This is a genomic window from Pseudomonas sp. GW821-FHT02B10, from assembly GCF_059421865.1.
This window is the reverse complement of the sequence record NZ_JBWKVU010000013.1, coordinates 13,904-40,440: the sequence shown is the minus strand read 5'-3', so window position 1 is coordinate 40,440 and position 26,537 is coordinate 13,904. Positions and strand designations below refer to the sequence as shown.

The 26,537-nt window shown below is 62.3% G+C and carries 28 protein-coding genes; 11 read left to right on the top strand and 17 right to left on the bottom strand.

Annotated features, from left to right (window positions below):
- Positions 1-44: 44 nt before the first annotated feature.
- Together AC07VU_RS24185 and AC07VU_RS24180 are read right to left on the bottom strand one after the other, a co-directional pair.
- Positions 45-401: a DUF6572 domain-containing protein gene (locus tag AC07VU_RS24185; RefSeq protein WP_277588454.1), complete on the bottom strand. Its 357-nt coding sequence runs from the start codon at positions 399-401 to the stop codon at positions 45-47.
- Between the two features lie 10 nt (positions 402-411).
- Positions 412-1,674 (bottom strand): S-type pyocin domain-containing protein, encoded by a 1,263-nt coding sequence (locus tag AC07VU_RS24180; protein WP_277588455.1) that lies wholly within the window; start codon positions 1,672-1,674, stop codon positions 412-414.
- A gap of 269 nt (positions 1,675-1,943) precedes the next feature.
- Between AC07VU_RS24180 and AC07VU_RS24175 the strand changes: the two genes are divergently transcribed.
- The 3 genes from AC07VU_RS24175 (at position 1,944) to dmeF (ending at position 3,739) form a co-directional block, all read left to right on the top strand.
- Positions 1,944-2,282, top strand: a complete 339-nt coding sequence (locus AC07VU_RS24175) for an FKBP-type peptidyl-prolyl cis-trans isomerase (protein WP_102681050.1) — start codon at positions 1,944-1,946, stop codon at positions 2,280-2,282.
- A 213-nt stretch (positions 2,283-2,495) separates the two neighbouring features.
- Complete coding sequence (locus AC07VU_RS24170) at positions 2,496-2,768, top strand: metal/formaldehyde-sensitive transcriptional repressor (RefSeq protein WP_037034484.1); 273 nt, start codon at positions 2,496-2,498, stop codon at positions 2,766-2,768.
- Between the two features lie 14 nt (positions 2,769-2,782).
- Positions 2,783-3,739, top strand: a complete 957-nt coding sequence (gene dmeF / locus AC07VU_RS24165) for a CDF family Co(II)/Ni(II) efflux transporter DmeF (RefSeq protein ID WP_495030615.1) — start codon at positions 2,783-2,785, stop codon at positions 3,737-3,739.
- A gap of 2 nt (positions 3,740-3,741) precedes the next feature.
- Here the strand turns inward: dmeF and AC07VU_RS24160 are convergent, their stop codons facing one another.
- The 3 genes from AC07VU_RS24160 to AC07VU_RS24150 form a co-directional block, all read right to left on the bottom strand.
- Positions 3,742-4,716 (bottom strand): alpha/beta fold hydrolase, encoded by a 975-nt coding sequence (locus AC07VU_RS24160; RefSeq protein ID WP_495030614.1) that lies wholly within the window; start codon positions 4,714-4,716, stop codon positions 3,742-3,744.
- Between the two features lie 233 nt (positions 4,717-4,949).
- Positions 4,950-5,297 (bottom strand): antibiotic biosynthesis monooxygenase family protein, encoded by a 348-nt coding sequence (locus tag AC07VU_RS24155; protein WP_053260668.1) that lies wholly within the window; start codon positions 5,295-5,297, stop codon positions 4,950-4,952.
- On the bottom strand, positions 5,297-6,439 hold the full coding sequence (locus AC07VU_RS24150; protein ID WP_495030613.1) for a cytochrome P450: 1,143 nt from the start codon (positions 6,437-6,439) through the stop codon (positions 5,297-5,299). The genes AC07VU_RS24155 and AC07VU_RS24150 overlap by 1 nt, the downstream gene beginning before the upstream one ends.
- Positions 6,440-6,520: 81 nt before the next feature.
- Between AC07VU_RS24150 and AC07VU_RS24145 the strand changes: the two genes are divergently transcribed.
- The 6 genes from AC07VU_RS24145 to AC07VU_RS24120 all read left to right on the top strand — a co-directional run bounded on the left by AC07VU_RS24145 (position 6,521) and on the right by AC07VU_RS24120 (position 13,057).
- Positions 6,521-7,294: an ArsR/SmtB family transcription factor gene (locus tag AC07VU_RS24145; RefSeq protein WP_274306423.1), complete on the top strand. Its 774-nt coding sequence runs from the start codon at positions 6,521-6,523 to the stop codon at positions 7,292-7,294.
- Between the two features lie 71 nt (positions 7,295-7,365).
- Positions 7,366-7,863, top strand: coding sequence for a P-loop nucleotide/nucleoside kinase family protein (locus AC07VU_RS24140; RefSeq protein WP_457276130.1), 498 nt, complete (start codon positions 7,366-7,368; stop codon positions 7,861-7,863).
- A gap of 919 nt (positions 7,864-8,782) precedes the next feature.
- Positions 8,783-10,192 (top strand): circularly permuted type 2 ATP-grasp protein, encoded by a 1,410-nt coding sequence (locus AC07VU_RS24135; protein ID WP_007925060.1) that lies wholly within the window; start codon positions 8,783-8,785, stop codon positions 10,190-10,192.
- Positions 10,193-10,195: 3 nt separating this feature from the next.
- The gene (locus tag AC07VU_RS24130) at positions 10,196-11,146 is read left to right on the top strand and encodes an alpha-E domain-containing protein (RefSeq protein ID WP_007925069.1); all 951 of its coding nucleotides are present in this window, start codon (positions 10,196-10,198) and stop codon (positions 11,144-11,146) included.
- The gene (locus AC07VU_RS24125) at positions 11,143-11,940 is read left to right on the top strand and encodes a transglutaminase family protein (protein ID WP_495030612.1); all 798 of its coding nucleotides are present in this window, start codon (positions 11,143-11,145) and stop codon (positions 11,938-11,940) included. Before AC07VU_RS24130 ends, AC07VU_RS24125 begins: the two co-directional genes overlap by 4 nt.
- Positions 11,941-12,172: 232 nt before the next feature.
- On the top strand, positions 12,173-13,057 hold the full coding sequence (locus AC07VU_RS24120) for an N-acetylmuramoyl-L-alanine amidase (protein WP_495030611.1): 885 nt from the start codon (positions 12,173-12,175) through the stop codon (positions 13,055-13,057).
- Between the two features lie 93 nt (positions 13,058-13,150).
- Here AC07VU_RS24120 and AC07VU_RS24115 read toward each other — a convergent pair whose 3' ends face one another.
- The 5 genes from AC07VU_RS24115 to AC07VU_RS24095 all read right to left on the bottom strand — a co-directional run bounded on the left by AC07VU_RS24115 (position 13,151) and on the right by AC07VU_RS24095 (position 19,444).
- Positions 13,151-14,170 carry a branched-chain amino acid aminotransferase gene (locus tag AC07VU_RS24115; RefSeq protein WP_053260673.1) on the bottom strand — a complete coding sequence of 340 codons (1,020 nt, stop codon included), beginning with the start codon at positions 14,168-14,170 and terminating at the stop codon, positions 13,151-13,153.
- Between the two features lie 293 nt (positions 14,171-14,463).
- On the bottom strand, positions 14,464-15,855 hold the full coding sequence (lpdA, locus tag AC07VU_RS24110) for a dihydrolipoyl dehydrogenase (protein WP_495030610.1): 1,392 nt from the start codon (positions 15,853-15,855) through the stop codon (positions 14,464-14,466).
- Between the two features lie 3 nt (positions 15,856-15,858).
- Positions 15,859-17,148 carry a dihydrolipoamide acetyltransferase family protein gene (locus tag AC07VU_RS24105; RefSeq protein WP_495030609.1) on the bottom strand — a complete coding sequence of 430 codons (1,290 nt, stop codon included), beginning with the start codon at positions 17,146-17,148 and terminating at the stop codon, positions 15,859-15,861.
- Positions 17,149-18,207 carry an alpha-ketoacid dehydrogenase subunit beta gene (locus tag AC07VU_RS24100; protein WP_087088046.1) on the bottom strand — a complete coding sequence of 353 codons (1,059 nt, stop codon included), beginning with the start codon at positions 18,205-18,207 and terminating at the stop codon, positions 17,149-17,151.
- A gap of 1 nt (position 18,208) precedes the next feature.
- Positions 18,209-19,444, bottom strand: coding sequence for a 3-methyl-2-oxobutanoate dehydrogenase (2-methylpropanoyl-transferring) subunit alpha (locus tag AC07VU_RS24095; RefSeq protein ID WP_087088044.1), 1,236 nt, complete (start codon positions 19,442-19,444; stop codon positions 18,209-18,211).
- 197 nt (positions 19,445-19,641) lie between these two features.
- Between AC07VU_RS24095 and bkdR the strand changes: the two genes are divergently transcribed.
- Positions 19,642-20,130, top strand: coding sequence for a Bkd operon transcriptional regulator BkdR (gene bkdR / locus AC07VU_RS24090; protein ID WP_007923098.1), 489 nt, complete (start codon positions 19,642-19,644; stop codon positions 20,128-20,130).
- A gap of 142 nt (positions 20,131-20,272) precedes the next feature.
- Here the strand turns inward: bkdR and AC07VU_RS24085 are convergent, their stop codons facing one another.
- Both AC07VU_RS24085 and AC07VU_RS24080 read right to left on the bottom strand, forming a co-directional pair.
- Positions 20,273-21,214 carry a polysaccharide deacetylase family protein gene (locus tag AC07VU_RS24085; RefSeq protein WP_495030608.1) on the bottom strand — a complete coding sequence of 314 codons (942 nt, stop codon included), beginning with the start codon at positions 21,212-21,214 and terminating at the stop codon, positions 20,273-20,275.
- Between the two features lie 92 nt (positions 21,215-21,306).
- Positions 21,307-21,615 carry a hypothetical protein gene (locus tag AC07VU_RS24080; protein WP_495030607.1) on the bottom strand — a complete coding sequence of 103 codons (309 nt, stop codon included), beginning with the start codon at positions 21,613-21,615 and terminating at the stop codon, positions 21,307-21,309.
- 7 nt (positions 21,616-21,622) lie between these two features.
- On the opposite strand from AC07VU_RS24080, the gene AC07VU_RS24075 reads away from it, so the two are divergent.
- On the top strand, positions 21,623-22,252 hold the full coding sequence (locus AC07VU_RS24075; protein ID WP_053260966.1) for a helix-turn-helix transcriptional regulator: 630 nt from the start codon (positions 21,623-21,625) through the stop codon (positions 22,250-22,252).
- 167 nt (positions 22,253-22,419) lie between these two features.
- Here the strand turns inward: AC07VU_RS24075 and AC07VU_RS24070 are convergent, their stop codons facing one another.
- From AC07VU_RS24070 to dapF, 5 genes are all read right to left on the bottom strand, one after another.
- Positions 22,420-22,794, bottom strand: coding sequence for a RidA family protein (locus AC07VU_RS24070; protein ID WP_009043322.1), 375 nt, complete (start codon positions 22,792-22,794; stop codon positions 22,420-22,422).
- A gap of 101 nt (positions 22,795-22,895) precedes the next feature.
- Positions 22,896-24,161 carry a dicarboxylate/amino acid:cation symporter gene (locus AC07VU_RS24065; RefSeq protein WP_274306431.1) on the bottom strand — a complete coding sequence of 422 codons (1,266 nt, stop codon included), beginning with the start codon at positions 24,159-24,161 and terminating at the stop codon, positions 22,896-22,898.
- A 134-nt stretch (positions 24,162-24,295) separates the two neighbouring features.
- A complete protein-coding gene (locus AC07VU_RS24060; RefSeq protein WP_053260680.1) occupies positions 24,296-25,261 on the bottom strand; it encodes a threo-3-hydroxy-L-aspartate ammonia-lyase in 966 nt (321 codons plus the stop codon).
- A gap of 20 nt (positions 25,262-25,281) precedes the next feature.
- The gene (locus AC07VU_RS24055) at positions 25,282-25,446 is read right to left on the bottom strand and encodes a hypothetical protein (RefSeq protein ID WP_337999666.1); all 165 of its coding nucleotides are present in this window, start codon (positions 25,444-25,446) and stop codon (positions 25,282-25,284) included.
- 114 nt (positions 25,447-25,560) lie between these two features.
- Positions 25,561-26,361: a diaminopimelate epimerase gene (dapF, locus tag AC07VU_RS24050; RefSeq protein WP_495030606.1), complete on the bottom strand. Its 801-nt coding sequence runs from the start codon at positions 26,359-26,361 to the stop codon at positions 25,561-25,563.
- Positions 26,362-26,537 lie beyond the last annotated feature (176 nt).

Below are 26,537 nucleotides of genomic sequence, written 5' to 3'. Positions count from 1 at the left end.
ATTGACATTGGTGTCGCTGCCTTTCATTTGGGCGTGGCCCTTGTTCACATGTTGCGTATTGTCTCGTTTTCATCAAGCACGAACTCTAGTCCAATACCAACCTCTTTCAGCACCTCAGTAGCACGATCAATGAAGAGCTCACCTTGCTCTGGTAGTTCATGCAGTCCATTGATGCGAATGATGGGGGACTTACCAAGTGCACCCGGAATCTCAGTGTAGATTTCCCCGCTCTCAATGAAAGCAACATATGTGTTGATCTTGTCTTGTAGTAGTTGCAGATGTTCGCCTTGTTGGACTTTATCGCCCCATTCAAGGTGGTCAGAGATAATCAGCACAATGTTATTGGGCTCCCAGGTGGGGATGACCCAGATATCGATTACCTGCGGATTCGTAATAGACATGTCTGTTCCCTCAGGGCTTTGGTCGAATAATTTCGACTTTGGTTGGTGGGATTTCAGTACCACCGGGGAACCCCGGCTTCCCTTTGCCTACAACTATTGCACCATTTTCTTCGATTTCAGGGAAAGCAACTTTCTGGTTCTTGGTCAGTGGTGCTGTGTCTGATGATTTGCACTCGATACAGGAAAGTTTGCCATCAGCATCACGTCCCAGCATGTCGAGCCTTGTACGGGCTCCGCTTTTGGTCTTGATCGTCACTTCTCGGCCAAGCTCGGGTTGGGTCTGGCTGAGCTCATCATATTTGGCATCTTCAAACGCCTTGCCCTGCTTCCTGTTCTTCTCCAACTGAATGTTGAACACGATGTACAGAGGCTGAATCCCGGACCCCGGCGGGAAGACCAGGATGAAGTCTTTGTAATCAGGCGGGTAGAGCGGGTTGACGATGATGCTATCCGCCTGTTCGGTGGGCGGATAAATCCAGATGTGGGGAGCCTGTGGTGCTGCCTCTAATGGAGGGATCCCCGAAGCACTGGACGGGTCAATGGCTGGTGTCCAGGTCAGGGTGATCCCGTCTCCGAAATCGGCCACCTGCTGAGAGCCCTGAGTCTCGAACCGGGCAACAGGGATCATTTCCCAGTCGCTGCGCTTCTCAGTGTTGTATCCATAGCCTTTCAGCGTGCCGTCAGCTTGCTGTTCTATGTGCAACCGGACACGTGTGCGGCCTTCCTTGAGCGCTTTGAGCTGTTCGGGTGTGTACAGGCTGCTGTCGCCCAAGCTCGATGGCCAGAGCAATGCGGCTATGCCCGCCAATCCACCTGCAATAACACCCGTGGTAAAAAACGTGGTACCCGCACTCGCGCCTGTTGCCGCAGTACCCGTGCTGATTCCAGCACCGGCTCCAGTGCCAACCGCTGTAGCAGCACCAGCAGTAGCAGCCACTCCACCTAATAGAAGTGTTCCAAGTGCAGCAGGTAACGCGTGACCACTGATTTGCTGGAGAGGGATTTTCCCCGTTGCATCCGCTTCGCGTCCGCCCAGCAAAACGAGCTGCCCGTATTCGCTGATGGCATTGGTGGGAATGGCGGAGCTGGCGTAGTTGATGACCCCATCAGGGAGCTTGCAGGGTTTGGTAAAGGTGCACCCAGCTGTCTGGGGTTTGGCTTCTGCCTTCGGTGGCAGGTCCGGGTATTGCGCCCAGCGTTGGGCGCCTAGATCGACGGGCTCTACCCCCTTGTTGCGATAGCCCTTCGGGGCGTTCGGTACGTAGCCACTCATCCGTGTTTGCGTCCACATTGTCCATAAAGAAGCCCCCGTCAGAGGGGGAGCGAAGAGCATTTTCAGTTGGCTTAGGGACGCTATTGGATTTGGCTATGGAGGGTCTGTAGGGACAATCTGAAAAATGGTGGCTGGGCCAGGAGGCATCGATAATGTGCTCTGCCTCAGCCCCCTCCAGGAGCATGCCTTACAGGTCGCGAGGCCGAAAATTTGCTATTTTCCGCACCCTCGGTGGCCACTGCCGGCCGCCGTCAATAGAGAGTGAGTGGATGAGCGATTCGTTGCAGGTGATCGATATCGAAGTGGGCGAGGGCAAGGCGGCGGTCAAGGGCGCCTTGATCACCACCCAGTACCGCGGTTTCCTGGAAGACGGCACGCCCTTCGATTCTTCCTGGGAGCGCGGTAAGCCTTTCCAGTGCGTGATCGGCACCGGACGGGTAATTAAAGGCTGGGACCAGGGCCTGATGGGCATGCAGGTCGGCGGCAAGCGCAAGCTCTTGGTGCCGGCGCACCTGGGCTATGGCGAGCGGTCGATGGGCAAGATCCCGCCGAATGCCAACCTGGTGTTCGAGATCGAGCTGCTGGAAGTCCTGACCCGCGACGATTGATTTCGCCCATCGGCCAGGTCAGGAGATCTGCCTGATCTGGGCGCGACCTTCCTCGGTAAATCCCTCTTTGAAATCGTGTCTCCGTGCTTCGCCTGGCGGGGCTGGGCCGTGGGTGATCGATAGGCAGTGGCGGACGACCGGCGTCATCAAACCCTTGCGTAGGCCCATGGCATCGGCCAGGATAAGCGCCATATAGGTATAGGGGGTATGGGTATGTCGCACACGCACGCACAGAAAGACGATCTGCTCAAACGGGTCCGGCGCATCCAGGGCCAGATGCAGGCCGTGGAGCGGGCCCTGGAGTCCGGCGCGGAATGCGCCAAGACCCTGCACCTGGTGGCGGCCACCCGAGGCGCGATCAATGGCCTGATGGGGGAAATCATCGAGGCCCATGCCCTGGAGCATGTGGCCCATCCTGAACTCAGCGATGCCGAACGGGCCAAGGGCGTGAACGAACTGCTCGCAGCCATTCGCCGTTATTCCTGACTGGAGGCCACACCATGCGCCCGACCTTGCCCGCGGCAGGCTTGACCCACGACCACCACTTCCTCGGTGCCGCCCACGATGAAAACGCCCGGCGCACCCTGTGGGTGGTGGTGCTGACCTTCGTCATGATGATTGGCGAAATCGCCGCCGGTTATCTCACCGGTTCCATGGCCTTGCTCGCCGATGGTTTCCATATGGCGACCCACGCCGGGGCCCTGGGCATCGCGGCGGCGGCCTACGGTTTTGCCCGGCGCAATGCCGACAGTGCGCGTTTCAGCTTCGGCACCGGCAAGGTCGGCGACCTGGCGGGGTTCGCTTCGGCGCTGATCCTCGGCCTGGTGGCCATCGGCATTGCCGGCGAGTCGTTGCTGCGGCTGTTGCAGCCGACCCAGGTGGCCTTCACCGAGGCGACCGTGATCGCCGTGGCCGGGCTGCTGGTGAACATCGTCAGTGCCTTGCTGCTTTCCGGCGGCCATGCCCATCACGACCACGGCCACGTTCATCAGCAGGCTCATGAGCATCCGCACGAGCATTCGCACGGGCATGGCCATCACCACGACAACAACCTGCGCTCGGCCTACGTCCATGTGCTGGCCGATGCCCTGACCTCGGTCCTGGCCATCGCCGCGTTGCTGGCGGGGCGTTACCTGGGGTGGGTCTGGCTCGACCCGGTGATGGGCATCGTTGGCGCGGTGGTGATCGCCCGTTGGGCGTATAGCCTGATGAAGTCCAGCGCGGCGGTGCTGCTCGACACCACGGACGAACAGCTGGCCGGCGAGATTCGCCAGTCGGTGGAAGCCGCCGGCGATGCGCGTATCACCGACCTGCATGTGTGGCAGGTCGGCCCGCAGGCGCGGGCGGCGATTGTCAGTGTGGTGGCGGCTGCTGGCGTCAGCGCCGAGACCATCCGCCAGCGCCTGGCGCCGGTCCACGAACTGTCGCACCTCACCCTCGAATATCGCAGCCTGTAACGCTAGGCCCCTGTCTGCACCGTAGGCGGGCAGGGGTAATGCCGGCGCAGAAAATCCAGCAGCCGCAGATTGACCTCCTCGGCCTTTTCACTCTGGATCCAGTGCCCGCAATCCGCCAGTCGATGCTGTTCCAGGCGCGGTACCTTGCCGGGCATGCGCTCCAGCGTGCGGGCTTCCAGCTGGCCCACCGGGTCGCGATCGCCGATCATGAACAGGGTGGGTTGGCTCACCTGGCATTCGCCCAGGTGTTCGGTCCGTTGCCAGTTGCGCTCGAAGTTGCGGTACCAGTTCAAGGCGCCGCGAAAACCTCGCCCTGCAAAGGTGCGCCGGTACACCGCAAAATCCTCCGGCGTGCACCAGGCGGGCGGTGTGTGGCGCACAGGCATGCCCTCGAACAGCAGGGCCGACGGGCTTTTTTCATCCAGCAGGTGTTCGCAGTCGTGCATGAAATGCAGCAGGCTGCGGTCGATGTCGGCGTCCAGTTCCCGCTCGGAGACGCCGGGTTCCTGGAAGTACAGGATGTAGTTGAAACGCTCGGCGAACAGCTCGCGCATGATCTCCACGGCCGGGCGTTTCGGGCGGCCGGCGAACGGCACCGACAGGGTCACCAGGGCCTTGACCCGCTGCGGCTCCAGCAGCGCCAGGTGCCAGGCCACCACGGCGCCCCAGTCGTGACCGACGATACAGGCCTGCTCCTGGCCCAGGGCATCCATCGCTTGTTGAATATCGGCGCACAGGGTCAACACGTCATAGGCCGCCACCTCCTCGGGGGCGCTGCTGGCGCCGTAGCCGCGCATCTGCGGGAGCAGCACCCGGTAGCCGGCGGCCGTCAGCGGCGCGACCTGCCGGCGCCACGAATACCAGCACTCGGGAAACCCATGCAGCAGCCACACCGGCGGCCCGTCCAGCGGGCCGGCGGCATGCAGGTGCAATTCGATGCCATTGAGCTTCAGGGCATGTTGGGTGATCTGGCTCATGATCCTGTCCTCCGAGGTCCAGGCCTGACCCTAGGCTCTGTACGAAAAGTGGCTGCGCTCGGCCATGCTGCGTTAAAAACAGGCTCGGAATGCTCATGTAGGACCCTACACTCCGCTTCCTCGCCTGTTTTTGCCTTGCCTGACCTTCGCTCGCCGAGTTTTCGTACAGACCCTAGCAGAAGCCCGATGACCTTCTGAGCACCATTCATTGGTCGAATAGGCGCCCAGCAGTGTTACCCGGCATGGGCCCGGCGGCTGTCTGCCGGCGCCTGGTCGCGCCGGGTCAGCCCGTAGTCGCGCGCCACCTCGGCGACCCGCAGCCGGTAGTCGGCGAACACCTGGGTCCGCCCCAGGGCCTGGGCCGTGCGATGGCGTTCCAGGGTGCGCCAGGCTTCCACCGCTTGCTCGTCGCGCCAGAACGACAGGGACAGCAGCTTGTCCGGCTCGCTCAGGCTCTGGAAACGTTCGATGGAAATGAAGCCGTCGATCTCCAGCAGCAGCGGTTTCAGCGCGGCGGCGATGTCCAGGTAACGCTGGCGATGTTCCGGGCGGGGCAGGGCTTCGAATATCACGGCGATCATCAGTGCGACTCCGGCAGGCTAGTGAACAAGGGGATGCGCCCGTTGAGCGAGGGTTTGTAGGTCCAGGCGATGGGCTGGTCGAGGGCCGATTGCCGCAGCAGCGCCCCCACCACCGCGCTGGCGATGGCCAGGGCCAACTCTTGGCCGGGGCATTGGTGGCGTCCGCTGCCAAAGCTGAAACTGCGCCGCGCCTCGCGTTCGAGCAGCAGGCGATCCGGCTGCGGGTTCAACTGCGGGTCGCGATTGGCCGAGGCCAGCAGCACCAGCACCACTGCGCCGGGCTCCAGCGTCACCCCGGCGACGCTGCAAGGCGCGGCGACGAAGCGCCGGGTGTTCTGCACCGGCGGATCGTGGCGCTGCACTTCGGCCAGCAGGTCGGCGACCCGGGTGGGCGTCGCCCGCAGGTCCGCGAGCAACCGGCGATCGCCCAGCAGGGCGCAGAGGGTATTGCCGATCAGTCCGGCGCTGGCCTCGAAGGTCTGGGATAACAGGCCGATCAGGTTGGCGATCAGGCTGTCGCGATCTTGAGCGTCGAAGCCTGCGACGATCCGTTGCAACAGTGGGCTGACGGGCGGCTGATCGAGCAGAACCTCAAAGCGTCGAGTCAGCTGTCCGGCTGCCCGGTGGGCGGCATCCCGTTGTGCCCGGTCGCTGGCTGGCGACAGGCAGGTGACAAAGTCCCGGGTCAGCTCGGCAATTGCTGGCAACTGATGCGCGGCAAAGCCCAGCAGCCCGGCGACCACCGCCACCGGCAGGTGGAACTGACAGTCATGCAGCCTGGCCGCGGTATCGCTTGGCAGGCCCAGCAGCAGGGCGGCGACCCGCTGGCTGACTTCCTCGGCATGCCCCTGTTGCAGGCCCGGCTCGATGGCGGCCCGGGGGCAGCGCTGGCGCTCATCGTCGTTCATCCGCATCAGGCGGCCGAATATTTGACCGGCAGCGCCGTCGACTATCGCCCGCGGTACTGGCTCGTGCGCAGGACGTACCCGACATTCGGGATGGGCCAGCACCGCGGCCACCGCTGCGGCGCTGCTGGCCAGCCACATCCCCAGTCCGGGGTCGAAGGCCAGCCCGCCCCGGGCCCGCAGGCTGGCGTAGTAAGGGTAGGGATCGGCGTGGGTGACGGCGGTGATCGGGTCCATGGCGTGCGGCCTTATTCGCGGGGGAGAAGTGTTGCTACTATCGGCAACCTGCGAGGGGCACGATTCGTTCGGGAGCGAAATATGAATGCACAGCAGCACGACAACGCCGTATCCCAGGTCGCCGCGGCCATTGCCGAGCCGGCGCGGACGAAAATGCTCTGCGCGCTGATGGACGGCCACGCGCGCACCAGCACCGAACTGGCGGCGATCGCCGATGTCAGCGCCTCCACCGCCAGCGCGCACCTGGGCAAGCTCAAGGAACTGGCCCTGGTGCGCCTGCATGTGCAGGGCCGCCATCGTTACTACAGCCTGGCCGACAAGCGCGTGGCCCAGGCCCTGGAAGCGCTGATGGTGATCGGCCGCAACGCCACGCCCGCGTTCAGTCCGCGCACCCCGGACCGCCTGCAGTTCGCTCGTACCTGCTACGACCATATGGCCGGCACCCTGGCGGTGCAGCTGCATGACCGCCTGCTCGAGGCCGGCTGGTTGCAGGAGCCGCGGGAGGGCGCCCAGGAGTACGTTCTGAGCGCGGCCGGCGAAGGTTTTTTTGTTGGGCTGGGCATCGATGTGCAAGCTCTGGCCAGCCTGCGCCGGCGCTTTGCCTGCCCGTGCCTGGACTGGAGCATGCGCCGCCCGCACCTGGGCGGGGCGCTGGGGGCGGCGTTGTTGCAGGAGGCGATCCGGCGCAAATGGCTGACCCAGGACCTGGACAGCCGGGCGCTGGGGTTGACTGTCCTGGGGCGCAAGGAGCTTGCCAGTCGGTTCGCCGTCCAGCTCGAAGAACCGGACAGCCCGGTCCCGCGTGCCAGGAGCGTTGCCAAACCGGGTCGCCCGGCCGTTACCCAGGATTCATAGGCCGGTCCACAAACCCATGGCTGGCGTTGCCGTCAGCCACCGAATGCATCGCTTTGCCTGGAGTTCTGCCTATGCTCATCGTCTTCAGTGGCCTGCCCGGCAGCGGCAAGACCACCATCGCCCGGGCCCTGGCCAGCCATCTGCGGGCCACCTATCTGCGCATCGACAACATCGAGCAGGCACTGCGCAACGGCGGGCTGGCGGAAGTCGGCAAGGCCGGGTACGACATCGCCAATGCCCTGGCCCGCAGCAACCTGGCCCTGGGCAACCGAGTGGTGGCCGATTGTGTCAATCCGGTCGCCGAGAGCCGCCAGGCCTGGCAGGGCATCGCCGAGGCCGAGCAGAGCCCGCTGCTCAACATCGAGGTGGTCTGCACCGATGTCGCCGAGCACCGGCGCCGGGTGGAAAACCGTGAGGCGGATGTACCCGGGTTGCGTCCACCCAGCTGGCAGTCGGTGCTCGATCACGATTACCAGGCCTGGAGCAGCGAGCGCTTGACGCTGGACAGTTCGCTGTTGTCGCCGGCGGAGGCGGTGCGGATCATCGTCGGGCATCTGGAAGCGCTTTAACGTCGGTGTGCCTGGTCTGCCACGGTGCCTGTATCGCGAGCAAGCTCGCTCCTGCAAGGGTAGGCAGTAGCAATAATCGATAAACACTGGAATGAAGACTTCGGCGGATAACGTCGGCGAACGTTATTCCTTCGGGCGCGAACCGTGCACAGTCGGAAATGCCCGGTTCAATCCTGTCCGACACTTTTACAAACTAGCGCTGGCGAAAAGCTGAAATTGCGCCAATAGTTGGCGCTATTGGGTGTTTCGTTCGCCGTTGGTGCGTTTTCCGGACCGCTAATGGTGCGCTGTTCTTTCTCTCGGCAGGCCGCGTCAACTCTTGCTTTGTGCAAAGCGATAACAGCTGCTTTGCCAAAAATCCCCGTGTCAGGGCAAAAAAACCTTCCTCGACAGTTTCTGCACTTTTTTCGTTCGCGCCAGTGTTGTGCAAAGCCGTTCAGGCGGCTTTCCGGATAAAACGTTTCAGCGTCAACCGGGGGTGGGGCCCCGTGGTTGAGTGAAAAATGCCGTCAAGCGGGTGTTTTTTCACCCTTGGGGACTTTATTCGCAAGGAGGCGGGGTTTGGGCACAGCGATTGCTACAGTAGATAAACAGCCTTCGGACTCCAGTGAAGTGTGCTGTCGAAGTTTCGGAAAACTTTCAGATTGAAAGTTCACATTAAAACGAAAAAGGAGGTGACGAGTTCCACAACCAATGGACGTCATCGCGGGCGCTCCATTGCCGAAAATCCATACGGGAAGTTTCGCCAGACAACTGGCGTCAATAAGTGGGGGTATTTCCGCCAGCATCGAGCGGAATATTCAAGCCGCACAATGAGGTGCTCAACAGAACAGTTTCTATCGCACAGCGTAAGGCCCGATTTATTGAAACAGAGAGTTTAAATAAAAAAGCCGTTTAAACCACGGCGAGGAGTTGGGGTATGTCCCGTGCTTTTTTTAACGAAATGTATGATGCGAGTGGTGGCTGCCGCCCACATTACCAGGAGTTCGCCCGCTGGCTGGCGGACACTCCCGTGGAGCTGCTGGACCAGCGTCGGCGCGAAGCCGACCTGCTGTTCCACCGCGCTGGCATCACCTTCACGTTGTACGGTGACGAGCAAGGCACTGAACGGCTGATTCCCTTCGACATCATCCCGCGCAGCATCAAGGCCAGCGAATGGCGGAACGTCGAGCGCGGCTGCATCCAGCGGGTCCAGGCCCTGAACCTGTTCCTGGCCGATATCTACCACGGGCAACGCATTCTCAAGGAGGGCATCATCCCGGCCGAGCAGGTGCTGGCCAACGAGGGTTACCAGGTGGCGATGCGCGGCCTGGATTTGCACCGCAATATCTATTCGCACATCTCCGGCGTCGACCTGGTGCGCGACGGCGACGGCAGCTACTACGTGCTGGAAGACAACCTGCGCACCCCCAGTGGCGTGAGCTACATGCTCGAAGACCGCAAGATGATGATGCGCCTGTTCCCCGAACTCTTCGCCGCGCAGCGCGTGGCGCCCATCGACCACTACCCGAACCTGCTGCTCGATACCCTGAAAAGCTCCAGCCCGCTGGACAACCCGACGGTGGTGGTGCTGACCCCGGGGCGCTTCAACAGCGCCTATTTCGAGCATGCGTTCCTGGCCCGGGAGATGGGCGTGGAACTGGTGGAAGGCGCCGACCTGTTCGTGCGCGACGACCGCGTATTCATGCGCACCACCTCCGGTGCCCAGGCGGTGGACGTGATCTACCGCCGCCTCGACGACGCCTTCCTCGACCCCTTGTCGTTCAACCCCGATTCCATGCTCGGCGTGCCCGGGCTGATCGCCGCCTACCGTTCCGGCAACGTGGTGCTGGCCAACGCGGTGGGCACCGGGGTGGCGGACGACAAGTCGATCTACCCCTATGTCGACGAGATGATCCGCTTCTACCTGAGCGAGGAACCGATCCTGAAGAACGTGCCGACCTGGCAATGTCGCAAACCCGAGGAACTGTCCCACGTACTGGCCAACCTGCCGGACCTGGTGGTCAAGGAAACCCAGGGCTCCGGCGGCTACGGCATGCTGGTGGGGCCGGCGGCCACCGCGGCGGAGATCGAAGACTTCCGCGCCCGGCTCAAGGCCCGCCCCGAGGCCTATATCGCCCAACCCACCCTGTGCCTGTCGACGTGCCCGACCTTTGTCGAGAACGGCATCGCCCCGCGGCATATCGACCTGCGTCCGTTCGTCCTGTCGGGCAGCGAAACCCGCCTGGTGCCGGGCGGCCTGACGCGCGTGGCCTTGCGCGAAGGCTCGCTGGTGGTGAACTCGTCGCAGGGCGGCGGCACCAAAGACACCTGGGTCGTGGAGGATTGACCGATGCTTTCAAGAACCGCTGCAGACCTCTACTGGATGTCCCGTTACCTGGAGCGCGCCGAGAACCTGGCGCGCATGCTCGAAGTCAGTTACTCGCTGTCGCTGATGCCCCAGGCGGGGCGTAGCGACGGCCATGCCGAGCTGGCGATGTCGCTGCTGGCCGCCGGCACCCTGGACGACTACAACCAGCGTTACGGCGAGCTGAACACCGAACGCATGCTGCATTTCTTCGCCCTCGACGAGACCAACCCCGGCAGCATCTATTGCTGCCTGCGGGCGGCGCGGACCAACGCCCACGCGGTGCGCGGGCGCATCACCGCCGACATGTGGGAAAACATCAACGCCACCTGGCTGGAGATGCGCAACATCGCCAAGAGCGGCCTGGGGCGCTACGGCATCAGCCATTTCTGCGAATGGGTCAAGGAGCGTTCGCACCTGTTCCGTGGCGCGACCTCGGGCACCATCATGCGCAACGACGCCTATTGCTTCATTCGCCTGGGCACCTTTATCGAGCGGGCCGACAACACCCTGCGCCTGCTGGATGCGCGCTACGAAATGTTCGGCGAGGAGTCGGAGGAGGTCAGCGACAACTCGGCCCGCGGCTACTACCAGTGGAGCGCCTTGCTTCGCGCCTTGTCCTCGTTCGAGGCGTTCAACGAGATCTACCGCAATGCGCCGGGGGCCGAGCAGGTGTCCGAGATGCTGCTGTTGCGCGCCGACGTACCACGCTCGCTGCATGCCTGCGTCGAGGAGCTGGACCAGATCCTCGCCAGCCTGCCGGGCAACAACGGCCGTCCGGCCCAGCGCCTGGCCGCCGAGCTGAACGCGCGCCTGCGCTACACCGGGATCGACGAGATCCTCGCGTCGGGCTTGCACCTGTGGCTGAGCGACTTCATCGCGCAGATCCGTCACCTGGGGCAGACCGTCCACGAATCCTATCTGGAGGTTGTATGAAACTTTCCATACGCCACGACACCACCTACAGCTACGCCGACGAAGTCTGCACCAGCATCCAGTTCCTGCGCCTGACCCCGCAGAACAGCGAGCGCCAGCACATCCTCGAATGGCACCTGGAACTGCCGCGCCTGGTGCGCAGCCAGCTCGATCCCTACGGCAATATCCTGCACGTGCTGACCATGGACGAACCCCATGGCGCCCTGGTCCTGAGCGCCTATGGCCAGGTGGAAATCGACCAGGCCCGGGAGGTGGAACACGACAGCCAGTCGCCGCTGCCGTTCCTGCGCAGCAGCCCGCTGACCAAGGCCGACGCGGCCCTCGGCGCCTTTGCCGCGCAGCATTGCGGCACCCGGCGCGACCGCGCGGCACTGATCGAGCTGATGCATGCCCTGGCCGCGCACATGGTCTACAGCCCGGGCGCGACCACGGTGGACACCACCGCGGCCGAGGCTTTCGCCGGCCGGGTCGGGGTCTGCCAGGACCACACCCATGCGTTCCTGGCCTGCGCCCGCGGCCTGGGGATTCCCGCGCGTTATGTCTCCGGCTACCTGTGCACCGAAGACGAAAACCACCTGGCCAGCCATGCCTGGGCGGAGGCCTGGATCGACAGCGGCTGGTACAGCTTCGACGTGACCAACCGCCTGGCGCGGCCCGAACGGCACCTGAAGCTGGCGGTCGGCCTCGACTACCTCGACGCCTGCCCGGTGCGTGGTATGCGTCGCGGCGGTGGCGCCGAACACATGCTGGCGCGGGTCCAGGTGAACTCGATGTTCCAGGTCCAGCACCAGTAGCCGCGACCTTTCCCGCACTATCGGGCATGCCGGCCCCGGCATGCCCCACCCCTTGGGGCGCAGTAGCCCTGCGTGGCCCATCATCTGTGCTCTCTGTCGTCGGACTTTCTCAGCGACTTTCGGACTTTTCCTAAAGACAGTCTTTCCTCCCGGTCCCTAGCATGCGCCGCTCCACAGGCTTGCAAAGCAGCACGCCGGCGCGGGAAAGGAAAGCAACGTTCAAGGGCAAGTCATGAAGAAATACACCACGGTCTTAAGCCTCTTGCTGGCGATGACCGGTTGTACCAGCAGCCACCAAGACACCTCCGAGGCCAGGCTTACGGAGAACGAGGGCTACGTCCTTTCGAAAGGCGAAAGGGCGGTGGCGCAGAACCATCGGATCCGTTTCCTGGTCCTGCACTACACCGCGCTCGATCAGGTGCAGTCCTTCGAAACGCTGACGCGATCGGAACACGTCAGCGCCAACTACCTGATTCCCGACCGGCCGAAGACCTACAAGGGCCTGCCGGTGGCCGACCAGTTGGTCGATGACCACGACCGCTCCTGGCATGCGGGAGTGAGCCAGTGGAAGAACCGCAGCAACCTGAATGACACCTCGCTCGGGATCGAGATCGTCAACGCTGGCTGGGACCAGGACACCGGCCAGTTGCTGGGCGAGCCCTACAACGAGCGCCAGATAGAACTGCTGATCAGCCTGACCCGGGACCTGGTCAGGAAGTACGACATACAGCCGACGGACATCGTCGGGCACTCGGATATCGCCCCCGGGCGCAAGATCGATCCGGGGCCGTTCTTTCCCTGGAAACGGCTTGCCGAAGCCGGCATTGGCGCCTGGCCCGACGAGCGCACCATTGACGACTACCTGACTCGCTTCAGCGTGGCGCCGCCGAGCATGGTCCAGGTCACGAAGGCGCTGCAAACCTATGGTTATGGCTATCTGGAGCAACAACCGGAAAGGGTGGTGGAAGCCTTCCAGATGCGCTTTAACCAGGAGAATGTCAGCGGGATCGTGGATATCCGCACGGCGGCCATTCTGTTTTCCCTGATCGACAAATATCACGGCAAGGACAAGGCGAGCGCCATTCTGCTGCCGCCGGAAGTGGCGGCTCTCGGCTAGGGGCACAGGTTTTCAGAACCGTGTGGCCACCATGAAAAAGCCCGCCGATCACGCAAGTGAAAGGCGGGCTTTTTGCTGCCGGGAGGTGTCAGGTCAGACCTTGACGATCCAGCCGGCTGGCGCTTCGACGTCGCCGGTCTGTACCCCGGTCAGCTCTTTGTAGAGCTTCTGGGTGATCGGGCCGACTTCTTTTTCGCTGTAGAACACGTGCAGCTTGTCCTGGTACTCGATGCCGCCAATCGGTGTGATCACCGCGGCGGTACCGCAGGCGCCGGCTTCCTTGAAGTCCGACAGCTTGTCGATCAGCACGTCGCCTTCGATCACTTCCAGGCCCAGGCGGGTCTTGGCCAGTTCGATCAGCGACAGGCGGGTGATGCCCGGCAGTACCGACGGCGATTTCGGCGTGACGAATTTGTTATCAAAGGTGATGCCGAAGAAGTTGGCCGAACCGACTTCCTCGATCTTCGAGTGGGTCAGCGGGTCCAGGTAGATGCAGTCGGCGAAGTGCTTCTTCTTGGCTTCCGAACCTGGCATCAGGCTGGCGGCGTAGTTGCCACCGACCTTGGCCGCGCCGGTGCCCTGGGGCGCCGCGCGATCGTAGGTGGAGATCAGGAAGTTGTGCGGGGTCAGGCCGCCCTTGAAGTAGGCGCCGACCGGAATGGCGAAGATCGAGAAGATGAACTCGGGGGCGGTGCGCACGCCGATGTTGTCACCCACGCCGATCACGAACGGGCGCAGGTACAGCGCGCCGCCGGTGCCGTAAGGCGGGATGAAGCGTTCGTTGGCGCGTACCACTTGCTTGCACGCTTCGACAAACTGCTCGGTGGACACCTGCGGCATCAGCAGGCGCGCGCAGCTGCGCTGCATGCGGGCGGCGTTCTGGTCCGGGCGGAACAGGTTGATCGAACCGTCCTTGCAGCGGTAAGCCTTCAGGCCTTCGAAGCACTGCTGGCCATAGTGAAGGGCGGTGGAGCCTTCGCTGATGTGCAGCACGTTATCTTCGGTCAGGGTGCCTTTGTCCCACTCGCCGTTCCGCCAGTGCGACAGATAGCGCTTGTCTGTCTTGATGTAGTCAAAACCCAGCTTGTCCCAATTGATGCTTTCGTTACCCATGACACCCTCTATCGCTTAACAACCGTCGCAACGGCTCAAGGCTTCTGACGTTTTTTGGATGGGCACAACAATACTGCATTCCGGGGGGGCACCGCATCCCGGGCGATGGGAGGGGCAGCAAAAAAACCTGGCCTGCTCATGAACCCTCCTGTCGTCCTGTGGAGCGCCCTGTAGCCGCTGCCGAAGGCTGCGATCGGCCTCGAAGAGGACGTGCTCTTGAGATCCTTGAAGGCCCTGCGGGCCTTATCGCAGCCTGCGGCAGCGGCTACAGGGGTTGCCTCCCGGTGTGGCGTTTACAGATGCAAGGCGTGGCCCAGGGCCCGCAATGCCGCTTCCTGCACCGCCTCGCCCAGGGTCGGGTGGGCGTGGATGGTGCCGGCGATATCTTCCAGGCGCGCGCCCATTTCCAGGGACTGGCCGAAAGCCGTGGACAGCTCGGACACGCCGACACCCACCGCCTGCCAGCCGACAATCAGGTGATTGTCACGGCGTGCCACCACCCGCACGAAACCGCTTTTCGATTCCAGGGTCATGGCGCGGCCGTTGGCGGCGAACGGGAAGCTCGAGACGATGCAGTCCAGGCCGGCGGCCTTGGCCTCGTCCGGGGTCTTGCCGACCACCACCAGTTCCGGGTCGGTGAAGCACACCGCGGCAATGGCCGTCGGGTTGAATTCCCGGTGCTGGCCGGCGATCAGCTCGGCGACCATCTCGCCCTGGGCCATGGCCCGGTGCGCGAGCATCGGTTCGCCGGCGAGGTCGCCGATGGCCCAGACATTGCGCATGCTGGTCTGGCAACGCTGGTCGATGCGCAGGGCCGAGCCGTTCATCTCCAGGTTCAGCGCTTCGAGGTTCCAGCCCTGGGTGTTCGGCTTGCGCCCGACCGCCACCAGCACCTGGTCGGTTTCCAGCTGCAGGCTGTCGCCGTTCGGGTCACGCACCTGCAGGCTGTGGGTGCCGGCATCGAAACCTTCGACGCTGTGCTTGAGGTAGAGCTTGATCCCCAGTTGCTTCACCGATTCGAGCACCGGCTGGGTCAGCTCGGCGTCGTAGGCCGGCAGGATGCGCTCCTGGGCCTCGACCACGCTGACCTCGGCGCCGAGCTTGCGGTAGGCGATGCCCAGTTCCAGGCCGATATAGCCGCCGCCGACCACGATCAAACGCTTGGGCAGGGCCTTGGGCGCCAGGGCTTCGGTGGAGGAGATGATCGGCCCGCCAAGCGGCAGCATCGGCAGGTTGACGCTTTTCGAACCGGTGGCCAGCAGCAGGTGCTCGCACTGGATGCGGGTGTCGGCGCCTTCGATGTCCACGGTCTTGCCGTCGACGACCTTGGCCCAGCCATGGATCACCTGGACCTTGTGCTTTTTCAGCAGGGCGGCGACACCAGTGGTCAGGCGGTCGACGATGCCATCCTTCCATTCCACGCTCTTGCCGATGTCCAGGGTCGGCGCGGCAACGTTGATGCCCAGGGCCGAGCCCTGGCTGTGATGGCGGGTCTGCTGGAACTGTTCGGCGACATGGATCAGCGCCTTGGACGGGATGCAGCCGATGTTCAGGCAGGTGCCGCCCAGCGCCTGGCCTTCCACCAGGATGGTCGAGATGCCCAGCTGGCCGGCGCGGATCGCCGCCACATAACCGCCAGGGCCACCGCCGATGATCAGCAATGTAGTGTTCAGAGTTTGTTGCATGGGTTACTCCAGAAACAGACTGGCGGGTTGTTCGAGCAGGCCGCGAATGGCCTGGATGAAGAGCGCCGCGTCCATGCCGTCGACCACCCGGTGATCGAAGGAACTGGAGAGGTTCATCATCTTGCGGACCACGATCTGGCCTTTGATCACCATCGGCCGTTCGACGATCTTGTTCACCCCGACGATCGCCACTTCCGGCAGGTTCAGCACCGGCGTGCTGACGATGCCGCCCAGGGCGCCGAGGCTGGTCAGGGTGATGGTCGAGCCGGACAGTTCGTCGCGGGCCGCCTTGCCGCTGCGCGCGGCTGTAGCCAGGCGAGAGATTTCCGCAGCGCTGTCCCACAGGCTGCGGGCTTCGGCGTGGCGCACCACCGGCACCATCAGGCCGACGTCGCTTTGCGTGGCCACCCCGACATGCACCGCGCCGTGGCGGGTGATGACCTGGGCTTCGTCGTCGTAACGCGCGTTGATCTGTGGGAAGTCGCGCAGGGCCACGACCAGGGCCCGCACCAGGAATGGCAACAGGGTCAGCTTGCCGCGGGTGGCGCCGTGTTTTTCATTGAGGTGCGCGCGCAGTTCTTCCACGGCGGTGACGTCGATTTCCTCGACATAACTGAAGTGGGCGGCGCGCTGGGTGGCTTCCTGCATGCGCTGGGCGATCTTGCGGCGCATGCCGATCACCGGGATCTGCTCTTCGTCGTCACGCTGGGCATAGCCGGACGGCGCCGAGCCGCTCTGGGCGCGCTGATTGCCCTGGGCCAGGTAGACGTCCAGGTCTTCGTGGAGGATGCGGCCGGCCGGGCCGCTGCCCTGCACCAGGCGCAGCTGGATGCCCAGGTCCAGCGCATGCTTGCGCACGGCCGGGGAGGCCAGCGGGCGCTCGTCGGCCTCGCGGGCTACCGGCGCTTGTGGCACGGGGCGGCAAGCGGCGGCGGGTTTGCTTTCGACCACTGGCGCGGCTTCGACCTTGGGCGCTGCTACTGCGGGTGCTGCTTCTTTAATAACCGCGGGTTCCTTGACCAGCTGATCGGACGCCTTGAGGTTGCCGGCGCCTTCGACCTCGATGCTGATCAACACACTGCCCACCGCCATCACTTCGCCGGGCTGGCCGCCCAGGGATAGGACCTTGCCGTGCACCGGGGAGGGGATATCGACCATGGCCTTGTCGGTCATGACGTCGGCCAGCACCTGGTCCTCGACCACCAGGTCGCCGACCTTGACGTGCCACTGCGCCAGTTCTACTTCTGCGATGCCTTCGCCGATGTCCGGCATCTTGATTACGTGCGTGCCCATTCAGACCTCCATGACCCGTTGCAAAGCCGCGCCCACTCGGGACGGGCCAGGGAAATACGCCCACTCCTGCGCGTGCGGGTAGGGGGTGTCCCAACCGGTCACGCGCTCGATAGGCGCTTCCAGGTGGTGGAAGCAGTGTTCTTGCACCAGCGACACCAACTCGGCGCCGAACCCGCAGGTGCGGGTGGCTTCGTGGACCACCACGCAGCGACCGGTCTTTTTCACCGACTTGACGATGGTCTCCAGGTCCAGCGGCCACAGGCTGCGCAGGTCGATGACCTCGGCGTCGATCCCGGTTTCCTCGGCGGCCACTTGCGAGACATACACTGTGGTGCCGTAGGTCAGCACGGTGACGTCCTTGCCCGGCCGGGCGATGGCGGCGACGTCCAGCGGCACCTTGTAGTAGCCGTCCGGCACCTGGGCCGAGGGGTGCTTCGACCAGGGGGTTACCGGGCGGTCGTGGTGGCCGTCGAACGGGCCGTTGTACAGGCGCTTGGGCTCGAGGAAGATCACCGGGTCATCGTTTTCGATGGAGGCGATCAGCAGGCCCTTGGCGTCGTAGGGGTTGGATGGCATCACGGTGCGCAGGCCACAGACCTGGGTGAACATCGCCTCGATGCTCTGGCTGTGGGTCTGGCCGCCGTAGATGCCGCCGCCGCAGGGCATGCGCAGGGTCATGGGCGCGGTGAACTGGCCGGCGGAGCGATACCGCAGGCGCGCGGCTTCGGAAATGATCTGGTCCGAGGCCGGGTAGACGTAGTCGGCGAACTGGATTTCCGCCACCGGGCGCAGGCCGTAGGCGCCCATGCCGACGGCGACGCCGACGATGCCGCTTTCCGAGATCGGTGCGTCGAACACCCGCGAGGTGCCGTACTTGGCCTGCAGGCCCTCGGTGCAACGGAACACGCCGCCGAAATAACCGACGTCCTGGCCGAACACCACCACGTTGTCGTCACGCTCTAGCATCACATCCATGGCCGAGCGCAGGGCCTGGATCATGGTCATGGTGGTCGTGGTCATGGCGGTTTCCAACTGGATATTGTTGTTGTGGTCGTTCATGTCAGATTCCCAGTTGCTGGCGTTGGCGCTTGAGGTGCTCGGGCATTTCCTTGTACACGTCCTCGAACATGGTCGCGGCGCTGGGGATCTGCCCGCCGGCGAGGGTGCCGTACTGCTCGGCCTGTTTCTGCGCGGCGATGACTTCGGCTTCCAGTTCGGCGCTGACCGCGGCGTGTTCCTCTTCGGACCACTGGCCGATCTTGATCAGGTGCTGCTTGAGGCGGGCGATCGGGTCGCCGAGGGGGAAGTGGCTCCAGTCGTCGGCCGGGCGGTACTTGGACGGGTCGTCGGAAGTGGAGTGCGGGCCGGCGCGGTAGGTGACCCATTCGATCAGGGTCGGGCCAAGGTTGCGCCGGGCGCGTTCGGCGGCCCAGCGGGACGCGGCGTAGACCGCGATGAAATCGTTGCCGTCCACCCGCAGCGAGGCGATGCCGCAACCGACGCCGCGTCCGGCGAAGGTGGTGGCTTCACCGCCGGCGATAGCCTGGAAGGTGGAGATCGCCCACTGGTTGTTGACCACATTGAGGATCACCGGCGCGCGGTACACGTGGGCGAAGGTCAGGGCGGTGTGGAAGTCCGACTCGGCGGTAGCGCCGTCGCCGATCCAGGCCGAGGCGATCTTGGTATCGCCCTTGATCGCCGAGGCCATGCCCCAGCCCACGCCTTGCACGAACTGGGTGGCCAGGTTGCCGGAGATGGTGAAGAAACCGGCCTCTTTCACCGAGTACATGATCGGCAGCTGGCGGCCCTTGAGCGGATCGCGCTCGTTGGACAACAGCTGGCAGATCATGTCCACCAGCGGCACGTCGCGGGCCATCAGGATGCTTTGCTGGCGGTAGGTGGGGAAGCACATGTCGTCGATGTTCAGCGCCAGGGCCTGGGCGCTGCCGATGGCTTCCTCGCCGAGGCTCTGCATGTAGAACGACATCTTCTTCTGGCGCTGGGCGACCACCATGCGGTTGTCGAAGGTCCGGGTCTTGAGCATGGCGCGCATGCCCTGGCGCAGGACCTCGCTGGGCACCTCTTCGGCCCATTCGCCCAGGGCGTTGCCCTGGTCGTCGAGCACGCGAATCAGGCCACGGGCCAGGTCGGCGGTGTCGGCGGGTTCTACATCGATTGGGGGTTTGCGCACCGTGCCGGCGTCGGTCAGACGCAGGTAGGAGAAGTCGGTTTTGCAACCGGGACGGCCTGAGGGTTCAGGCACGTGCAGGCGCAGCGGTTCGTACGCTTGGGTCATGGCTTGTCTACGCTCGATCTTGTGAATTTCTTGTAGTGGGCGCGCTTAGCTGACAGTCATTCTTTGGGTAAAAGAAATCTTGTCCTACAACAATCATAGGCCGGGCCAAGGAGAATATTTATCTCTGTTTCGTTGCGCTAAAGATGATTTGCAGATAAAAAATCTGCATAAACATAAAAAACAGGTTGATTTTTCTCATGCGCAAACTGGACCGTACCGACATCGGCATTCTCAACAGCCTCCAGGAGAACGCCCGCATCACCAACGCCGACCTCGCCCGTTCGGTGAACCTTTCGCCCACCCCGTGCTTCAACCGCGTGCGCGCCATGGAGGAGCTGGGGCTGATCCGCGAGCAGGTGACCCTGCTGGATGCCGACCTGCTGGGGCTGCACGTCAATGTGTTCATTCACGTCAGCCTGGAGAAACAGGTGGAAGAGGCGCTGCAGCATTTCGAAGAGGCCATCGCCGACCGCCCGGAAGTCATGGAGTGCTACCTGATGGCGGGCGATCCGGACTACCTGATCCGCGTGCTGGTGCCGACCATCCAGGCCCTGGAGCGCTTCATGATGGACTTCCTGACCAAGGTCCCCGGCGTGGCCAACATCCGCTCCAGCTTCGCCCTCAAGCAGGTGCGCTACAAGACCGCGCTGCCGCTGCCGGCCAATGGCTTGACGCTGGGCAGTTGATGGGGGAACGGCAGGCCCGGCCTCTCGCGAGCAAGCTCGCTCCTACAAGGAGTGTGTAGGAGCGAGCTTGCTCGCGATGACAATCGACGGGGCGCTATCGAACCTGGCCTTGAGCCCTGTCTTTGAGCCCAACCATAAGGCTTCAATCGTTGTAAGCCGCCTCGCTGTTATCGATCAGCGGGTTCTTCTCCGTCAGCACGATCTGCGCGATCCGGTCCTTGCGCATAAAGCTGACCTTCGGATGGGACTGGGCGTAGCGGATAAAACGTTCCACCGCTTCGACCATCGCCGGCGTGCCGCCGATCCGGTCGTGCAAGCTCACCGACATCATCCGCCTCCGGCTCGCGCCTTCGGCGTACAGGCGATCGAACTCCAGCACTAACTGCTGATAGAACTGCTCGGCGGAGAAGTGCCGGCCCTCGATCAGTACGATGTCGTTGTTGCGCAGGGTGTAAGGCACCACGGCGAATTTCTTGCCACGTACCAGGGTAACGAAAGGTTCGTCACGGCTGACATCGTCGATGTGGTAGGTGAAATTCAGCTCCTGCAAGACCTTCAGGGTGTTGGGGCTGCGCCGCAGCCAGTTGGCGTTGTAGCCGACCGAGCGCTGGCTGGTGAGCTTTTGCACCGCGTCCACGCCATCGCCGATGAATTGTTTCTCCTGGGCGTAGCTCATGTTGTAAGAGTCGGCCCAACGCATGCCATGGGCCGCTACCTCGTGGCCACGTTCGGCGATGGCCTTGACCAGCTCCGGGTGTTTCAGCGCGGCTTCGCCGACCACATGGGAAGTGACCTTGATCCCGGTGCGGTCCCACAGGTCGAGCAGGCGCCACAGGCCTTCCTTGTAGCCGTAGTCGAACCAGGTGTTGGCCGGCAGGTCGGGGTAACCCTTGGGCAGCGGGCTCCCGGAAAACGGGCTTTCGGCGCCCTCCGGCTGGCCACCGCTCTCGAACTGCATGGAAAACGACAGCACCAGTTGCGAGCCGTCCGGCCAAGGGCGCTCCTGGGCGAACGCCAGGGCCGGCGCCAGCAGGCTGAGGGCGAGCAGGCGCTTGAGCCAGCGCGAGTGTTTGTGGGGGGACATGGTGGCACTCCTTGAGGAAAAAGTGCCGATAGGCTGGCATCAGGCTTTTTCCTGAAACATCCCCTCGAGGCCAGATCACCTTTAAAGAAAATTTACCAATCGAGTCGGGATGGGTCTTGCTGTGCGTGTTCAAGTTCAAGCGCGATGAGCTTGCCCGTTGAGTCGCACACCGAGCCATAGCCGAGGTTTGGTTCTCCGTTCACAATGGTCCGCGTATTGGCGGACTGGGCGTTTGAGAGCGCTCCGATTCTTCTGCTGCTACCGACCAGGAAAAACAGGTCCCGTAAAATACAGGCGCTTGCCTGTTTCTCGAGCGAATCATTCAAAGCCCAAGGCACTGATAAAAGCCATGCATAGGCTGTTATTGTCTTCTCATTGAAATCTTCTACTTTGCTGGACATCTTCGCTATGAAGAAAAACACGACCCCCGAGCAACAGGCGCTGATCAGTCAGCTGGAGCAAATTGCAGAAGGCTTGAGCCAGACCTTCAGCCCATTTTGCGAAGTGGTACTGCACGACCTGCGAGATCCCGAGCACGCCATACTGGCTATTCACAATAATCTTTCCGGCAGGATGGTTGGACACCCCGCTACCGAGTTGGGACTTGCTCGAATTGCCGACCCCGCTTACCCCCAGGTAATTGCCAATTATCCCAATCATTTCAAAGATGGCCGCCAGGCCAAAAGCACATCGATTGGCATCAAGGATTCCACAGGGCGTTATGTGGCCGCGCTCTGTATGAATATCGACCTGACCCTGTTCAGAAGCCTGCAAGGCATGCTCGATCAGTTCGGGGCCTTCAGCGGCGAACGTCCCCATGAGTCGCTCGAGTCGAGCGGTGCAGAGTCGATTCGAGCGCGCATCGATCAGTTTGCCGCACGCATGGCCACCACTCCCCGTGCCCTGAAGGCAGGCGATCGAAGGGCTCTGCTCCAGGAACTGAAGGAGTGCGGTCTGCTGGACATCAGAAAAGCCATGGAGACGGTGGCTTCACACCTCGGCGTATCGCGCGCAACGGTGTATAGCGATACGAAGTGATAGACACCTCATCCGCTCCTGGCCACACGGGGCAGCGTTGACCCGATCGGTAGATTGAAACGATCGGCGTCAGACGTATCGTCCTCAATCCTTTGGGAAGTCGGCGCTTCCCGATCCAGCGATTGGCGCCAGGCATCGAGGTGCCTTCGCACCTCGACCCCGGTGGGTTACATACGGGCCACAGCCTCAATCTCGACCAGATAGCCATGGTGCAGTTCTGGCACCGGCACTACGGCGCGCGCCGGACGATGGCTGCCCAACATTTCGCAATAGATCTCGTCGAAGGCTGGCCAATACTTTATGCCCGCCACATACACAGTGACCTTGACCAAGTCAGAGGCTGTGCGGCCTGCGGCATTGAGAATCGCCAACAGATTGCTGAGGGCTATGTGTGCTTGTTCGGTGAACGAGGCTTCGATGTTGTGAGTGCCATCGGGGCTGACGGGAAGCTGACCCGAAATGTACAGCGAGTCTTGGTGAATGACCGCTTGCGAGTAATGGCCGGCAGGAGGGGAAGCGGTATCGGTGCTTACAATTTTCATGAGTAACCTTATGTAGAGGGGAGCCGATGCGGTAGGCGATGCAACCCATCCGCTCCCGGTGTTCGATTGAATGGCGGGGTATGGTTTTTTGTAAGGGGCGGTTAAACGGCTTGCAGGCTTTTCTCGGTATCGTTTGCTGTCTCGATCGGGTCCGTATTGCCGTGTCGCCCGATGACAGCGGTAGCGACGCCGCAGCCAAAGACGTTGGTGGCGGTGCGTCCCATGTCCAGGACTGGATCAACGGCGAGGATGAGCAGCAGGCCCGCTTCCGGAAGGCCGATCATCGGCAGGCCCGCAGCCAGGACGACCAGCGAGCCACGCGCCACCCCCGCAGTTCCTTTACTGATAACCAGCAGCGTCAACAGCACCATGATCTGGTGGGAGAACGTCATTTCGATGTTGTACGCCTGGGCGATGAACATCACGATGAAGGATTGGTACATCATCGAGCCGTCCAGGTTGAATGAGTAACCTAGCGGCAGGACGAAGCTGCTCACGCGCTTGTTGGCGCCGAACGTGTCCAGGGCGGCAATGGTTTTCGGGTACGCGGCCTCGCTGCTAGCCGTGGAGAACGCGATCAGCAGCGGTTCACGCAGGTGCTTGAACAGGTCCTTGATACGGGGTCCGAGGGCCAGATAGCCGGCAAGCGTGATCAGCGTCCAGAGTAGCGCCAAGCCGAGGAAATACTGTCCCACCATCTTGCCAAAGGTCACGACCATACCCAGGCCATGCACGGTGATAGTGGCGGCGATGGCTGCAAAAACGGCCAGGGGAGCCACATACATCACGTAGTCAGTGACCCTGAACATGACATTGGCCAGCTCTTCGAGGATATCCACGATGAACTGGCCTTTGCCCTTGACGAACGCCAGTGCGGATCCGAAGAACAGGGAAAACACAACGATCTGCAGCACTTCGTTGCTACCCATTGCCTCAATGATGCTTCGAGGGAATACATGGGTGAGAAAGAGCGGCAGGCTAAAGGCGGAAGTGTTCAGGCCGCTATTCACTGCGTCACCGCTAACCGCCAGGTTCAGACCCGTTCCAGGCTGGAAAAAGTTGGCAAGGAGCAAGCCAATGGACAGCGATACCAGGGAAGCGATCATGAACCAGGTAATGGCTTTGAAGCCAACGCGGCCCATCGAACCGTTTCCCGACATGCTGGCCACGCCGGTAACCAGCGTGGCCAGCACCAGGGGTGCGATGACCATTTTGATCAGGCGTAAAAACACGTCAGTGATCAGGTTCAGGTATCCGGCAACTTCTTTGGCGGCCACCGTATCGAGTTGACTATGAAGCATGCCCCCCAGGACGACGCCGGAAATCATCGCAATGACAATTGCTTTAACGAGAAGACGGCTTTTCATGTGCACCTCTTTTTTATTGTGGCTATATCTATAGCCATGTTATCGGGCTGAATATGTTCATCGAATTTTGGCAAGACGATGCCGTCAGGCGCTGTTGAACGCCTGATGTTCTTCAATGGATAAAGCGCGCTGTCTTAAAGCTGGAGAAACTTTCCAAACTTGTCGATATCAATGTTGCCGCCGGTAATGATGATGCCGACACGTTGACCTTGAAGTTCATTCCTTAACTTTCTTGCGGCGGCAAGCCCCAGGCATCCGGTGGGCTCAACCACAGTTTTCATGCGCTGGGCAAAGAACTTCATTGCACAAATAAGCTCTTCGTCGGTAACGGTTACAATCCGGTCAACGCCATTCAGGATTATTGGGAAAGTGTAATTTCCAAGGTGCTGGGTTTGCGCCCCATCAGCGATGGTGTCGGGGGTGTCGATGTGAACAATCGCACCTGAATTGAACGATTGCTGGCCGTCATTACCGGCTTCAGGCTCGACCCCGATCAAGGTACAGCCGGGTGACAGCGCGCGTGTGGCAAGGGTTGTTCCAGAGAGCATTCCTCCACCCCCCAGGCCCACAAACAACGTATCCAGTTGGCCCACGCTTTCGAACAGTTCCTTGGCGGCGGTTCCCTGGCCGCAAAGCACGTCCGGATGATCGTAGGAGGGGATCAATGTCATACCGTGCCTGGCGGCCAGGGCTTTGCCGATAGCCTCGCGGTCTTCGGTGTAACGGTCATAGAAGACCACCTCGGCGCCATAGCCTTTGGTCGCCGCGACCTTGGCGGCAGGCGCATCAGTGGGCATGACAATAGTGGCCGGAATTTTCAACAGGGATGCTGCTAATGCGATGCCTTGCGCGTGATTTCCAGAGGAGAACGCCACAACACCGCCTCGGCGTTGCGCTTCGCTGAATTTTGCGAGGGAGTTGTATGCCCCCCTGAATTTGAAAGAGCCGGTACGTTGGTAGTTTTCACATTTGAAAAAAACCTTGGCACCGATTTCATCATCGATCGTGCGCGAGGTCAGGACTGGCGTAGCGTTTGCTACTCCCTCAAGTCGCGTCGAGGCATCGACTACATCTTGATAAGTGGGCAGAGTGATTTGCATAACAAAATGTCCTCAAAGAATTACCACGGCCAAGAAATATCGTGGCCAATACCTTCGATATTGGCTTGCTTGAACAGCAGTTGAGCACCTGTCAGGTCTTGTAGCGCTAACCCCGTCATAACGAAAAGAGTGATGTCGTTCGCCCTGCGGATGAGTTCGACTTGCCCCGCCAGCAGGTCACCCATTTCCGCTTGCGTGGCTGGCACTCTAAAGGGTTAAGACAAATTATCCAGTTCTGGACTGTTTGTAAAGTTCTACTGCAAACCGTCTGTCATCGAGACAGCTCCGTCCAGGCACCATCAGCCGCAGAGCATCCCACCGAACACCTGCACCACATTGCCGGCCAGCCGCACCTTGCCCTGGCCGTCCCAGCTGACGGTGACCGGGCCGCCGTCGCACAGCACCCGCACCGGGCTGTCCAGCAGGCCGCGGCGGATGCCGTTGACCGCCGCACCGCAGGAGCATGAGCCGGAGTCCAGAGGGATGGCGCCGTTGCGTTCCCAGATGCGCAGGCGAATGGTCTGGCGGTCGATGACCTGGACGAAATGCACATTGGTCTTCTGCGGGAACAGCGGGTGCGCCTCGATCCGCGGACCGAGTGTGGCCACATCGATGGCTTGTACATCCTCGACGAAGAATGTGCAGTGCGGGTTGCCCATGCTGCATGCCGCCGGCTCGCCGGGCAGGGGCAGGGCCAGGCTGTCGAGGGCCGTCGCCAACGGAATGTCCTGCCAGGCAAATTGCGCCACGCCCATCTCTACCGCTACCGACTGATCGTCCAGGCGCGTGCAATGCTGGATGCCGCGCACGGTTTTCACCTGCACCGAGTCTGCGCCGCTTTCGCGCATCAGCAGGTCGGCCGCGCCGCGGGTGGCGCTGCCGCAGGTGCTCAGGCTGGAACCATCGGCATTCCAGAAAGTCAGTTGCGCCGCCGTCTCGGGGCAATCGCTGAGCACCACCAGTTGATTGAAACCCACGCCGCGATGGCGGTCGCCCAGGGCCCTGGCCAGCTCGCTGGTGATCGGGTTGTCGCGCCCGCGGGCATCGACCAGCATGAAGTCGTCGCCATTGGCATGCAGCTTCTGAAAAGGCAGGGGCATGGAGGTCTCCGCGGCTGGAGCGCAAGGGGAGGTTGATTCTAGAGGGGCAGGGGCGGCAATGGTAAATGCGACGTCGCAAGAAATGGTCCGTAGGAGCCAGCTTGCTGGCGATACGGGTACCGCGGCCAGCCAGGCACACCGCTATCGCGCGCAAGCTCGCTCCTACAAAGACGCCT

Excerpts from the sequence above, each read along its gene's own strand:
- AC07VU_RS24055 (WP_337999666.1), bottom strand. The coding sequence starts at position 25,446 with ATGGGTGACCTGCTGGCGGGGCAAGTCGAACTCATCCGCAGGGCGAAC.
- AC07VU_RS24080 (WP_495030607.1), bottom strand. The coding sequence starts at position 21,615 with ATGTCCAGCAAAGTAGAAGATTTCAATGAGAAGACAATAACAGCCTAT.
- AC07VU_RS24160 (WP_495030614.1), bottom strand. The coding sequence starts at position 4,716 with ATGAGCCAGATCACCCAACATGCCCTGAAGCTCAATGGCATCGAATTG.
- AC07VU_RS24125 (WP_495030612.1), top strand. The coding sequence starts at position 11,143 with ATGAAACTTTCCATACGCCACGACACCACCTACAGCTACGCCGACGAA.
- AC07VU_RS24155 (WP_053260668.1), bottom strand. The coding sequence starts at position 5,297 with ATGATCGCCGTGATATTCGAAGCCCTGCCCCGCCCGGAACATCGCCAG.
- bkdR (WP_007923098.1), top strand. The coding sequence starts at position 19,642 with ATGCGCAAACTGGACCGTACCGACATCGGCATTCTCAACAGCCTCCAG.
- AC07VU_RS24135 (WP_007925060.1), top strand. The coding sequence starts at position 8,783 with ATGTCCCGTGCTTTTTTTAACGAAATGTATGATGCGAGTGGTGGCTGC.
- dmeF (WP_495030615.1), top strand. The coding sequence starts at position 2,783 with ATGCGCCCGACCTTGCCCGCGGCAGGCTTGACCCACGACCACCACTTC.
- lpdA (WP_495030610.1), bottom strand. The coding sequence starts at position 15,855 with ATGCAACAAACTCTGAACACTACATTGCTGATCATCGGCGGTGGCCCT.
- AC07VU_RS24100 (WP_087088046.1), bottom strand. The coding sequence starts at position 18,207 with ATGAACGACCACAACAACAATATCCAGTTGGAAACCGCCATGACCACG.
- AC07VU_RS24140 (WP_457276130.1), top strand. The coding sequence starts at position 7,366 with ATGCTCATCGTCTTCAGTGGCCTGCCCGGCAGCGGCAAGACCACCATC.
- AC07VU_RS24075 (WP_053260966.1), top strand. The coding sequence starts at position 21,623 with ATGAAGAAAAACACGACCCCCGAGCAACAGGCGCTGATCAGTCAGCTG.
- AC07VU_RS24070 (WP_009043322.1), bottom strand. The coding sequence starts at position 22,794 with ATGAAAATTGTAAGCACCGATACCGCTTCCCCTCCTGCCGGCCATTAC.
- AC07VU_RS24115 (WP_053260673.1), bottom strand. The coding sequence starts at position 14,170 with ATGGGTAACGAAAGCATCAATTGGGACAAGCTGGGTTTTGACTACATC.
- AC07VU_RS24105 (WP_495030609.1), bottom strand. The coding sequence starts at position 17,148 with ATGGGCACGCACGTAATCAAGATGCCGGACATCGGCGAAGGCATCGCA.
- AC07VU_RS24095 (WP_087088044.1), bottom strand. The coding sequence starts at position 19,444 with ATGACCCAAGCGTACGAACCGCTGCGCCTGCACGTGCCTGAACCCTCA.
- AC07VU_RS24185 (WP_277588454.1), bottom strand. The coding sequence starts at position 401 with ATGTCTATTACGAATCCGCAGGTAATCGATATCTGGGTCATCCCCACC.
- AC07VU_RS24180 (WP_277588455.1), bottom strand. The coding sequence starts at position 1,674 with ATGAGTGGCTACGTACCGAACGCCCCGAAGGGCTATCGCAACAAGGGG.
- AC07VU_RS24145 (WP_274306423.1), top strand. The coding sequence starts at position 6,521 with ATGAATGCACAGCAGCACGACAACGCCGTATCCCAGGTCGCCGCGGCC.
- AC07VU_RS24150 (WP_495030613.1), bottom strand. The coding sequence starts at position 6,439 with ATGGACCCGATCACCGCCGTCACCCACGCCGATCCCTACCCTTACTAC.
- AC07VU_RS24170 (WP_037034484.1), top strand. The coding sequence starts at position 2,496 with ATGTCGCACACGCACGCACAGAAAGACGATCTGCTCAAACGGGTCCGG.
- dapF (WP_495030606.1), bottom strand. The coding sequence starts at position 26,361 with ATGCCCCTGCCTTTTCAGAAGCTGCATGCCAATGGCGACGACTTCATG.
- AC07VU_RS24060 (WP_053260680.1), bottom strand. The coding sequence starts at position 25,261 with ATGCAAATCACTCTGCCCACTTATCAAGATGTAGTCGATGCCTCGACG.
- AC07VU_RS24085 (WP_495030608.1), bottom strand. The coding sequence starts at position 21,214 with ATGTCCCCCCACAAACACTCGCGCTGGCTCAAGCGCCTGCTCGCCCTC.
- AC07VU_RS24065 (WP_274306431.1), bottom strand. The coding sequence starts at position 24,161 with ATGAAAAGCCGTCTTCTCGTTAAAGCAATTGTCATTGCGATGATTTCC.
- AC07VU_RS24120 (WP_495030611.1), top strand. The coding sequence starts at position 12,173 with ATGAAGAAATACACCACGGTCTTAAGCCTCTTGCTGGCGATGACCGGT.
- AC07VU_RS24130 (WP_007925069.1), top strand. The coding sequence starts at position 10,196 with ATGCTTTCAAGAACCGCTGCAGACCTCTACTGGATGTCCCGTTACCTG.
- AC07VU_RS24175 (WP_102681050.1), top strand. The coding sequence starts at position 1,944 with ATGAGCGATTCGTTGCAGGTGATCGATATCGAAGTGGGCGAGGGCAAG.